Source organism: Actinophytocola sp. (assembly GCF_050699935.1).
GTDB lineage: Bacteria > Actinomycetota > Actinomycetes > Mycobacteriales > Pseudonocardiaceae > Actinophytocola.
Genome location: NZ_JBOHGB010000210.1, coordinates 1 through 9,989 on the forward strand (window position 1 = coordinate 1; position 9,989 = coordinate 9,989).

Consider the following 9,989-nt stretch of genomic DNA (forward strand, 5'->3'; position numbering starts at 1 on the left):
GCGCCGGCCTCGGCGATCCTCGATGCGGTCCCGGACGCGGTGCGCGCGGCGCTGGCGGCACGCGACCGCTGACCTGGCGCCTGTGCGAGCATGGAACCCGTCATGGCTGCTCAACCACCCCGGGCCGAGGCGATCGTCGACCTCGACGCCCTGCGCCACAACGTCACGCTGCTCGCCGGGCGGGCGGCCGCGTCCGGCGCCGCCACCATGGCCGTCGTCAAGGCCGACGGCTACGGGCACGGCGCGCTGCCGGTGGCCCGCGCCGCCCTCGAGGCCGGCGCGACCTGGCTCGGCTCCTGTTCGCTCGCGGAGGCCCTCGCCCTGCGCGCGGCCGGCGTCACCGCGCCCATCCTGAGCTGGCTGGAGGTCGCCGGGGAGGACTACGCGCCGGCCGTCGAGGCCGGCGTCGACCTCACCGCGTCCAGCGTCCGGGAGCTCGCCCACATCCTCGGCGCCGGCCAGCGTGCCGGCCGGACACCGCGGGTGCACCTCAAGATCGACACCGGACTGTCCCGCAACGGCTGCCCGGTCGCCGAGTGGCCCGACCTGGTGGAGGTCGCCGCCAAGGCCCAGGCGGACGGGCACGCGGAGATCGTCTCGGTCTGGTCACACCTCGCCTGCGCCGACGAGCCGGGACACCCGTCGGTCGACATCCAGGCCCGGCGGTTCCAGCAGGCGTACGACGTGAGCACGGCGGCCGGGCTGAGACCGTTGCGGCACCTCGCGAACTCGGCCGCGACGCTGGACCGGCCGGACCTGCACTTCGACCTCGTCCGGGTCGGCATCGCCATGTACGGCCTGAACCCGTTGCCGTACGAGGAGGATCTCCGCCCGGTGATGACGTTCCGGTCGTCGGTGGCGCTGACCAAGCGGATCGCCGCGGGCGAGTCCGTCTCCTATGGACAGGCGTGGACCGCCGGGCGGGACACCAACCTGGCGCTCGTGCCGGTCGGCTACGCGGACGGCATTCCCCGGCTGCTGTCCGGCCGGATGGACGTCTGGCTCGCCGGGCGCCGCCGGCCCGTGGTCGGGCGGGTCTGCATGGACCAGATCGTCGTCGACTGCGGGGACGACCTCGTGCCCGTCGGCGAGGAGGTCGTCCTGTTCGGCACCGGCGACCGCGGCGAGCCGACCGCGACCGAGTGGGCGAACACGCTCGGCACGATCGACTACGAGATCGTCACCGGCATGTACCGGCCGCGGGTGGTCCGCACCTACCAGGCCGCCCGGTGACGGTGTCCCGGAAGGTCGGCGCGTTGATCGGCGGCGCGATTGGTGTCGTGGCCGCCGGGACGGCGATCGCCGTCGGCATGGCGGCCCGCCGGCGCGCGAACCCCGAGGACCCGCACACCGACGAGCCGCTCGGCCGGCTGCGTCCAGACCGCACCTACCCGGTGATCACCGACGACGGCATCGAGCTCGCCGTCGAGGAGGTCGACCCCGCGGACGGCGGCAAGCCCGAGATCACGGTCGTGTTCGTGCACGGGTTCGCGTTGTCCCGGCGCAGCTGGCACTTCCAGCGGCGTGCGCTCGCGCGGCTCACCGAGCCCCGCGTTCGGCAGGTGCTCTACGACCACCGCAGCCACGGCGAGTCCGGCCGGGCCAGCGAGGCGTCCAGCACGATCGACCAGCTCGGCCTCGACCTCGGCGAGGTCCTCGACAAGGCCGGGATCGAGGGCCCGACCGTCCTGGTCGGACACTCGATGGGCGGCATGACGATCATGGCCCTGGCCGAGCAGCGCCCGGAGCTGTTCGTCGAGCAGGTGTGCGGCGTCGCGCTGATCGGCACGTCGGCCGGCGAGGTCGGCAAGAGCGGCCTCCCACGCCCGCTGCTGTCCCGGTACAACCCGCTGACCCGCGGCATCGGCCGGCTCGCCGACTGGCAGCCGGGCATGGTCGAGCTCGTGCGCGCGGCCGGCGGCCAGCTGACCCGGCGTGCCGTGCGCACTCTCGCGTTCGGCTCCCGTGACGTCCGTCCGTCCCTTGTGGACTTCCTACTGGAGCTGCTCGACGCGACGCCGGTGCGGGTGCTCGCGGACTTCGTCGACACCCTTGGCACGCACAACCGCTACGCCGCGCTCGCCGGTCTCAAGCACACACACGTGCTCGTGATCAGCGGTGACGCCGACCGGATGACCGCGTTCTCGCACGCCGAGCGGATCGCGGTCGAGCTGCCGGACGCCGAACTGGTTCGGGTGCGCGACGGTGGGCACATGGTGATGTTCGAACAGCCGCAACTGATCAACGACCACCTCGTGATGTTGCTGCAACAGTGCGCGTACGGCCGGTACCCGGGTCGCCGGAGGTGGTGGCACCGGTGACGACCGTGGAGCTTCCCGACGAGTCCGACACCCTGCGGTTCGGTCGCCGCGTCGGCTCCGTGCTGCGGCCGGGCGACCTGGTGCTGCTCGCCGGGCCACTCGGCGCCGGGAAGACCGTGCTGGCCAAGGGAATCGCCGAAGGTCTCGGGGTGACGGGCCGGGTCAGCTCGCCGACGTTCATCATCGCCCGCGAGCACCGCCCGGCACCGTCGGGCCGCGGCATCCCGCTGGTGCACGTCGACGCCTACCGCCTCGGTGGCGACCTGGACCAGCTCGACGACCTCGACCTGGACACCTCACTCGTCGACGCCGCCGTGGTGATCGAGTGGGGCGAGGGGGGCGGTGAGCGGCTGTCCGCGGATCACCTGCTGATCCGCCTGGAGCGCCGTGAGGACGACGCTCGACTGGCGACCGTCATCCGCCAGGGGAACTGGTCGGACCGCCCACTGCCGTGACGCCATGGATGTCCAGTGTGGACAGTAGGGCATCCGGTCGCTGCTCGCTCGGCAGGTGGTCGATGATCGCGGTCGTGATGCCGACGGCCGCGGCACCCCCGTCCGCCTCCGCACTGTCGCCGACCATCAACGCGTCCGCGGGCGCGACCCCGATCCGCTGGCAGGCAACGAGGAAGATCTTCGGGTCCGGCTTCATCACTCCTTCCACATAGGACAGTACGTACTCATCGACGAGGTCGTGCACCCCGTACTGGCGGAACACCGCGCGGATGTCCCAGGGGATGTTGCTGACCACCGCGACCGGGATGTTCGCCGCGCGCAGCCGCCGCAGCGTGGCCGCGGTGTCCGGGTACGGCCGCCAGGACTCGGGCTCGAGCACGCGTTCGTAGGCCGCCACTGCCGCGTCCGGCGTCAGGCCGAGGTCACTGGCGGCGAGGGAGGCGAGATAAACCCGGCGATGCAGGTCCGGATCGAGGTCCCGGCGCGCCCATCCCTCGGCGAGCTCGCGGGGCAGGTGCTCGGCGACGAGCGTGGAGGCGGTGAGCACCCCGATGAGCTCCTCGCTCCAGCTCGGATCGGGCTCGAGCCGGAAGAGCGTGCCGGAGTAGTCGAACAGGACGCCACGGATCATGCCGCCACGCTACGTGCCACCCGTGCCGGCTCGGATCATCAGGTGTGACACCGCACTGCGTGTTCATCGGGTTCCTCCCTGTCGTTCGACGGCGGTCACTGAACTCGACGTTAGCGGCGAACGACGAGGACCCGGCCGGTCTCGTCCGCGGCTGTGGACAACGGCGCGAGTTGTGGACAACTCGGGATATCGCGGTTGAGACTGTCGGAGGTGCGGGGCATCGTGGTGCCATGCATGCGGTGATCTTCGACTGGGGTGGCACGCTCACCCCCTGGCGCTCCATCGACTACCTGGCGGCGTGGCGCAGCTACGCGGACGTGCTGCATCCGGGCGACGCCGAGCGGGCCACCCGGGTCGCGGCGGCCATCCACGCGGCCGAGGAGGCGGCGTGGCGGCTCGCGCGCGACGAGCACCGGGCCTTCACCATCGGCCAGGTGCTCGAGGCCGCGCGGGCGCCCGAACACGACGACGGGTTCGCGGCCTACCGCACCTTCTGGGACCAGGCCACCTACACCGACCCCGAGGTCGCGCCACTGGTGAAAGCCTTACGCGGCAAGGGCTTACGCATCGGCATCCTCTCTTCCACCCCGTGGCCGGCCGCGTGGCACGAGGAGGTCCTCGATCGCGACGGCGTGCTCGACCTGTTCCACGGGCGGGTGTGGAGCAGCGACCTCGAGTACACCAAGCCCCACGAGGGGGCCTTCCGTGCCGCCATGGCCGCCGTCGGCGTCGACGATCCGGCCGACTGCGTCTACGTCGGCGACCGCCCGTACGACGACATCAGCGGGGCGAAGGCGGTCGGCATGCGCGCGGTGCTCATGCCACACAGCGACATCCCGGCCAGCCAACAGGTGCCGGTGACCGTCCGGCCCGACGCCGTCATCCAGCGGCTCGCCGAGCTCGAGGAGGTGGTCGACGGCTGGCTCACCTGACCAGGCCGTAGGCTTGATTGCCGTGCTGGTAATCGCAGTCGACACCGCGACGCCCGCGGTCACCGCCGGGGTCGTCGCCGCCGACATCTCCGTGGTTCCGGCGCGTCTCGAGGTACTCGCCGAGCGCGTCACCGTGGACGCGAAGGCGCACGGCGAGTTGCTGACGCCACACATCCTCGCGGCGCTCGAGGCCGCCGGGCGGCGCCTGACCGACGTGGCCGCGATCGTCTGCGGCGCCGGGCCCGGGCCGTTCACGGGGCTGCGCGCCGGGATGGCCACGGCGGCGGCGCTCGGGTACGCGCTGGGCGTGCCGGTACACCCCGTGTGCACGCTCGACGCGATCGCCGCCACCGAGGACGGGCCGCTCCTGGTCGCCACCGACGCACGCCGCAAGGAGCTGTACTGGGCCACCTACGACGAGCACGGCGTGCGGACCGCGGGCCCCGCCGTCAGCAAGCCGGCAGAGGTGCCACGACTGGACAGGCGCGCGGGCACGACGATCTACGCCGACGTCCTGCCGATGCCGCACACGGGTCGTGAGCACCCGACGCCGGCCGGCCTGGTGCGCGCCGCGGATCTCACCCGGTCGCCGCGACCGCTCACCCCGCTGTACCTGCGCCGGCCCGACGCCACCGAGCCGGGCGCGCGGAAACGGGTGACGGTGCCGTGACCGAGCCGGGCTTGACGGTTCGCCTGGCACCGCTGGACTACGCGGACCTCGAGCGCTGCGCCGAGCTGGAGCGGATCCTCTTCGCCGGCGACGACCCGTGGAGTAAGGGCACCCTGCGCGCCGAGCTCGACCACGGCCACCACTACGTCGGGGCCTACGTCGACGGTGCCGGCTTGGTCGGCTACGCGGGCATGTCCATGGTCGGCACGGTGCGAGACGCCGAAGCCAGCGTGCACACGATCGGCGTCGACCCCGACTGTCAGGGGAAGGGCATCGGCCGGTTGCTGCTGCGTGCCCTGCTGGCGGTGGCCGACGAGTTCGGCGCGCCGGTCTACCTCGAGGTGCGCACCGACAACGCGGCGGCCATCGCGCTCTACCAGGCGCACGGCTTCGTCCGCATCGGGTTGCGGCGCAGGTATTACCAGCCCTCGGGCGCCGACGCGTACACGATGGCGCGCCCCGCGCACGCCGGTGAGAAGGCCCAGAAGGACGGGAACACGTGACGATCATCCTGGGCATCGAGAGCTCCTGTGACGAGACGGGAGTCGGCATCGTCCGGCTGCACCCCGACGGAACGGTCGAGCTGCTCGCCGACGAGGTCGCCTCCAGCGTCGACCAGCACGCGCGCTTCGGAGGTGTCGTGCCCGAGGTCGCGAGCCGCGCGCACCTCGAGGCGATCGTGCCGATCACGACGCGCGCGGTGGCGGCGTCCGGTCTGGATCTGTCCGATGTGGACGCGATCGCGGTCACCTGCGGGCCGGGCCTGGCCGGTGCGCTGCTCGTCGGCGTCTCGGCCGCGAAGGCCTACGCCGCCGCGCTGAACGTGCCGCTCTACGGCGTCAACCACCTGCCGGGCCACGTCGCGGCCGACACCCTGCAGCACGGGTTGCTGCCCGCGCCGTGCCTCGCGCTGCTCGTGTCCGGGGGCCACACCCAGCTTCTCCAGGTCGACGAGCTCGCCGGCAAGATCACCGAGATCGGCTCGACGATCGACGACGCCGCGGGCGAGGCCTACGACAAGGTCGCGCGCGTCATCGGCCTGCCCTACCCGGGCGGCCCGCCGATCGACAAGGCCGCCCGTCGCGGCGACCCCGACGCGATCCGTTTTCCGCGCGGGCTCACCGGGCCACGCGACGCGAAGTACGACTTCTCCTTCTCCGGGCTGAAGACCGCGGTCGCCCGGTGGGTCGAGAACCGCGAGCGGGACGGCCGCGCGATCCCGGTCGACGATGTCGCGGCGTCGTTCCAGGAGGCGGTCGCCGACGTGCTGACCGCCAAGGCCGTGCGCGCGGCGAACGACCTGGGCATCGGCACGATGGTGATCTCCGGTGGGGTCGCCGCCAACTCGCGGCTGTCGAGCCTCGCGGTGCAGCGCTGCGCGGAGGCGGGCATCCGGCTGCGCGTGCCGCGGCCGCGGCTGTGCACGGACAACGGTGCGATGATCGCGGCGCTCGGTGCACACCTCGTCGCCGCCGGTGTTCGTCCGTCCTCTTTGGACTTGTCGGCCGATCCGGCGCTCCGGGTGAGCACGGTGTCGGTCTGAGATCATTATCACCGACCACGTACCCTCGTCCGGGTGAAGGTCGCGGTCACGGGGACGAGCGGGCTGCTGGGTAACGCGCTCGTGGAGCACCTGCGCGCCCAGGGCCACGAGGTGATCCGGCTCGTGCAGCGCCGGCCGGACGCCGACGACGAGGTGCTCTGGTACCCCGAGGTCGACACCGCCGGCCTCGCGGGCGTGCAGGCCGTCGTGCACCTCGTCGGCGAGCGGGTCTACGGCAAGTGGACCGAGCACCACCGCGAGGCCATCCGCGAGTCCCGGGTCGGCGGCACGAAGCTGCTCGCCGAAAGCCTCGCGGGGGTGGAGGACGGCCCGCGCACCCTGCTCTGCGCGTCCGCGATCGGCTACTACGGCGACCGCGGTGACGAGACGCTGACCGAGGACAGCCCGCCCGGCAAGGGATTCCTCGCGTCGGTGCACCGCGAGGCCGAGGAGGCCGCCGACGTCGCCGACCGCGCCGGCCTGCGCGTCGCGCACCTGCGGTTCGGCATCGTCCAGTCCGCCGAGGGCGGCGCGCTCGCGTGGCTGCTGCCCCAGTTCCGCCGCGGGCTCGGCATCCGCGCCGGCCGCGGCCGGCAGTACGTCAGCTGGGTGTCGCTCCCGGACGTCGTCCGCGCGATCGACCACGTGCTGGTCACCCCGTCGATCGCCGGCCCGGTCAACATCGTCGCACCGCATCCGGTGACCAACCGCGAGTACGCCGACATCCTCGCCGGCGTCCTCGGCCGGCCCCGCTTCATCGCGCTGACCCGCGGCCTCACCAGGCGGCTGTTCGGCACGGAGGTCGCCGACGAGATCGTCCTCGCGAGCGTGCGGGCCATCCCCGAGCGGTTGCAGCGCACGGGTTTCACCTTCCGCCACCCGAACCTGGAGACGGCGTTCCGCGAGCTGCTCGATACATGTAACTTGCAGTAACATGTGGCCATGGGCGATGAGGACGGCTATGAGGGCCGGGCGACGCTGCGGGTCGGGGACACCGAGCTGACGGTCGAGGTGATCCTCGCCGGCAACTTCGAGCCGATCGACGGCAAGTACCACTGGTACGGCCGTGTCCTGGCGAACCCCGAGCTCACCGAGCTGGTCGGCGCGCGCAAGGCCGCCGGCTCGCTGCGCACACCGCACGGCGAGGCGGCCGGCCGGCTCACCGATCCGGACCCGTGGGGGAGATACCGGATCAGTGGGACCGGCCGCCCGCCGTTCCCCGTCCCGACGACTCTCGAGGAGCTAGAGCGGCAGCACTGACGGCCGCAGGTCCACGTCCGCCGCGTTGACGTACATGGCGCGGTGGCCGAACTGGATCTGCACGTACCTCGTCTTGCCGCGCACGACGGTGTGGTTCGTCGCGTCGAAGGTCACCGCCCAGTAGTACTCCGAGCCGGTGACCAGGCCGACCGCGTACTTCTGGCCGGCCGGCAGCGAGTACTGCAGCGGCGTGACGGCCTGCACCGGAACGTGCGAGGGGTACGCCGACGCCTCCGGGTAGGCCCGGCCGTAGACCGGGATGCTCGCCTCGCCCCTCTTCGGCGTGGCCACCATGCCCATCGACCACACCGCGGTCGGCTGGCGCTTCGGGTTGTGGAACCAGCCCTTCTGGCCCAGGTACCAGACCGCCGTCCAGTCGCCCTCGCGGTCGGCGATCGCGTACCGCTGACCGGTCTCCATGCGGCTCGAGTGGTCGGAGATGTGCATCGTGCCCGGCGAGCCGTCGGGGTGCAGGCCGATGTCGGTCAGCAGCGGCGCGTCCGCGCGCGGCTCGGTGTGCAGGATGACCGAGCCGGACCCGTGCGGTGCGCAGGGCTCGCCGGCAGTCTCACAGCCGGTGAACGCCGGCTTGTGGCGGGCGTAGTCCGGCCTGATCGTCACGAGGCCGCTCGCCGGCGTGCCGGTGCCGCGGAACGGCGCGCCCAGCAGGTCGAAGTAGTGCGCCCAGTCCCAGTACGGGCCCGGGTCCCAGTGCATGCCGCGCACCGTCGAGGGGATCGTGCCCGAGACGTTGTCGTGGCCGAGGACGTGCGCGCGGTCCAGCGGGACGTCGTGCTTGTCGGCGAGGTAGCGGACGAGCTTCGCCGAGCTGCGGTACATCGCCTCCGTGTACCAGGTGGGGTTGGCCGCGAAGCCCTCGTGCTCGAGGCCGATCGACTTCGAGTTGACGTACCAGTTGCCGGCCTGCCAGGCGACGTCCTTGGCCTTGACGTGCTGTGCGACGTGGCCGTCGGCGGAGCGCAGGCTGTACTGCCAGCTGACGTAGGTCGGGTCCTGCACCAGGTCGAGCGTGGTCTCCCAGCTGGCCTCGGTGTCGTGGATGATGATGTAGTCGATCTCCTGGCTCTCCGGCCGGTTCGCGAGGTCGTGGTTGCCGTAGTCGTCGCCGAACTCCTCGTACGGTGCCGGGATCCACTCGCAGCCGAGGCTTCGCGGGCACTCGGTCTCGTGGCGGTTCGTCTGCCGCAGGCCGAGCCGGTCGAGCTGCGCGGTGTCTGGCTCGAGGTTCGGCCGCGCGGCGAGGCGAACCGCCTGGCCGTCGTCGGTGACCCGCGCGACGCCCTGCGCCATCGTGGCGAACACCTCGTCGGCGAACGCGGCCGCGGTCGCGGTGTCGGTCGCACCGCTGTAGCGGGCCACCGCGCCGTACCAGTCGGCCGGGTCGCTGCTGCGGATGCCGAGGTCACGCTGGTGGTCGGCGAGCAGGGCGGCGCCGCCGCGGATGTTCTGGACCGGGTCCTCGCGCAGCGTCCGCCGGTCGATCCCGGTCAGCTCGGCCGCCTCGGCGGCGGTACGAAGGTTCGGCGCCGACAGGTCGGGCTCGCCCGGCCGCGGGTGCAGGGCCGGGCGCGCGTCGTCGCCGCGGGGGTCCTCGGTGCCGTGGTCGTGATGGGTGCCGCCCGCGTTGGCGGCGACGACGTCGGTGAGGTGCATCGGGCCGTAGCCCGCACTGGTGCTCGGCGTGCCGGCGTTGGTGTCCCACCGGGACTCCAGATAGGACACACCGAGCAGCACGCTCTCCGGCACCCCGAACTCCGCGGCCGCGGCGGCGTAGGCCTGCTGCCGGCCGGCGGGTTCGTTCTCCGCGTTGGCGGGGGTCATGCCTATCGCGAGGCTCGTGGCTATGACGATCACAGTGACGGTCGTTCTCGACGGCCAGGACATCGACGCCTCCAGGGAAGGGCGAGGAGCAGACCTGCGTATCTTTCGCGGCGCTCGCGGGGGTCGTCAATGTTTTGCAGCCGAACAGCCTAGTTCGTGAGAGCCTTACCCCGTCGGTGTGCGGGGATCGGACTCTGGCCTCGTCGGAGACCCTCGTTGCGGCGTTAGCAGTCGCGTGGGTAGAGTGCCAACCGTACGGCGCCGACACCGCCCCGACACCCGCGACGGCGGGGTGGCAGGAGCCGCGAAGCAAGACAGGTAACTGCCAACGCAAT

General features: G+C 72.2%; 11 protein-coding genes. 9 read left to right on the forward strand and 2 right to left on the reverse strand.

Annotation, left to right across the window (positions count from 1 at the left end; translation table 11 throughout):
* Window positions 1-102: 102 nt before the first annotated feature.
* From alr to tsaE, 3 genes are read left to right on the forward strand one after another with little or no spacing between them, the layout of a single operon-like run.
* Window positions 103-1,233, forward strand: a complete 1,131-nt coding sequence (gene alr, locus ACRDTB_RS35525) for an alanine racemase (protein WP_431436640.1) — start codon at window positions 103-105, stop codon at window positions 1,231-1,233.
* Window positions 1,230-2,321, forward strand: coding sequence for an alpha/beta fold hydrolase (locus ACRDTB_RS35530; RefSeq protein WP_431436641.1), 1,092 nt, complete (start codon window positions 1,230-1,232; stop codon window positions 2,319-2,321). The genes alr and ACRDTB_RS35530 overlap by 4 nt, the downstream gene beginning before the upstream one ends.
* On the forward strand, window positions 2,318-2,776 hold the full coding sequence (gene tsaE, locus ACRDTB_RS35535; protein ID WP_431436642.1) for a tRNA (adenosine(37)-N6)-threonylcarbamoyltransferase complex ATPase subunit type 1 TsaE: 459 nt from the start codon (window positions 2,318-2,320) through the stop codon (window positions 2,774-2,776). Before ACRDTB_RS35530 ends, tsaE begins: the two co-directional genes overlap by 4 nt.
* Here tsaE and ACRDTB_RS35540 read toward each other — a convergent pair.
* A complete protein-coding gene (locus tag ACRDTB_RS35540) occupies window positions 2,736-3,407 on the reverse strand; it encodes an HAD family hydrolase (RefSeq protein WP_431436643.1) in 672 nt (223 codons plus the stop codon). The genes tsaE and ACRDTB_RS35540 overlap by 41 nt on opposite strands.
* Window positions 3,408-3,637: 230 nt before the next feature.
* On the opposite strand from ACRDTB_RS35540, the gene ACRDTB_RS35545 reads away from it, so the two are divergent.
* From ACRDTB_RS35545 to ACRDTB_RS35570, 6 genes are read left to right on the forward strand one after another with little or no spacing between them, the layout of a single operon-like run.
* Window positions 3,638-4,339: an HAD family hydrolase gene (locus ACRDTB_RS35545; RefSeq protein WP_431436644.1), complete on the forward strand. Its 702-nt coding sequence runs from the start codon at window positions 3,638-3,640 to the stop codon at window positions 4,337-4,339.
* A gap of 22 nt (window positions 4,340-4,361) precedes the next feature.
* The gene (tsaB, locus tag ACRDTB_RS35550; protein ID WP_431436645.1) at window positions 4,362-5,009 is read left to right on the forward strand and encodes a tRNA (adenosine(37)-N6)-threonylcarbamoyltransferase complex dimerization subunit type 1 TsaB; all 648 of its coding nucleotides are present in this window, start codon (window positions 4,362-4,364) and stop codon (window positions 5,007-5,009) included.
* Entirely contained in the window at window positions 5,006-5,512 is a 507-nt protein-coding gene (rimI, locus tag ACRDTB_RS35555; protein ID WP_431436646.1) for a ribosomal protein S18-alanine N-acetyltransferase, read from the forward strand. The genes tsaB and rimI overlap by 4 nt, the downstream gene beginning before the upstream one ends.
* A complete protein-coding gene (tsaD, locus tag ACRDTB_RS35560) occupies window positions 5,509-6,552 on the forward strand; it encodes a tRNA (adenosine(37)-N6)-threonylcarbamoyltransferase complex transferase subunit TsaD (protein ID WP_431436647.1) in 1,044 nt (347 codons plus the stop codon). Before rimI ends, tsaD begins: the two co-directional genes overlap by 4 nt.
* 33 nt (window positions 6,553-6,585) lie before the next feature.
* Complete coding sequence (locus ACRDTB_RS35565; protein ID WP_431436648.1) at window positions 6,586-7,485, forward strand: TIGR01777 family oxidoreductase; 900 nt, start codon at window positions 6,586-6,588, stop codon at window positions 7,483-7,485.
* A gap of 9 nt (window positions 7,486-7,494) precedes the next feature.
* Complete coding sequence (locus tag ACRDTB_RS35570) at window positions 7,495-7,812, forward strand: DUF4873 domain-containing protein (protein WP_431436649.1); 318 nt, start codon at window positions 7,495-7,497, stop codon at window positions 7,810-7,812.
* On the opposite strand, the gene ACRDTB_RS35575 is transcribed toward ACRDTB_RS35570, so the two are convergent.
* Complete coding sequence (locus tag ACRDTB_RS35575; RefSeq protein WP_431436650.1) at window positions 7,795-9,717, reverse strand: N-acetylmuramoyl-L-alanine amidase; 1,923 nt, start codon at window positions 9,715-9,717, stop codon at window positions 7,795-7,797. The two genes, ACRDTB_RS35570 and ACRDTB_RS35575, sit on opposite strands and share 18 nt — an antisense overlap.
* Window positions 9,718-9,989 lie beyond the last annotated feature (272 nt).

Coding starts and splice junctions, on each gene's coding strand:
- ACRDTB_RS35540 (WP_431436643.1), bottom strand. CDS start 3,407: ATGATCCGTGGCGTCCTGTTCGACTACTCCGGCACGCTCTTCCGGCTC.
- alr (WP_431436640.1), top strand. CDS start 103: ATGGCTGCTCAACCACCCCGGGCCGAGGCGATCGTCGACCTCGACGCC.
- ACRDTB_RS35575 (WP_431436650.1), bottom strand. CDS start 9,717: ATGTCCTGGCCGTCGAGAACGACCGTCACTGTGATCGTCATAGCCACG.
- ACRDTB_RS35545 (WP_431436644.1), top strand. CDS start 3,638: ATGCATGCGGTGATCTTCGACTGGGGTGGCACGCTCACCCCCTGGCGC.
- ACRDTB_RS35570 (WP_431436649.1), top strand. CDS start 7,495: ATGGGCGATGAGGACGGCTATGAGGGCCGGGCGACGCTGCGGGTCGGG.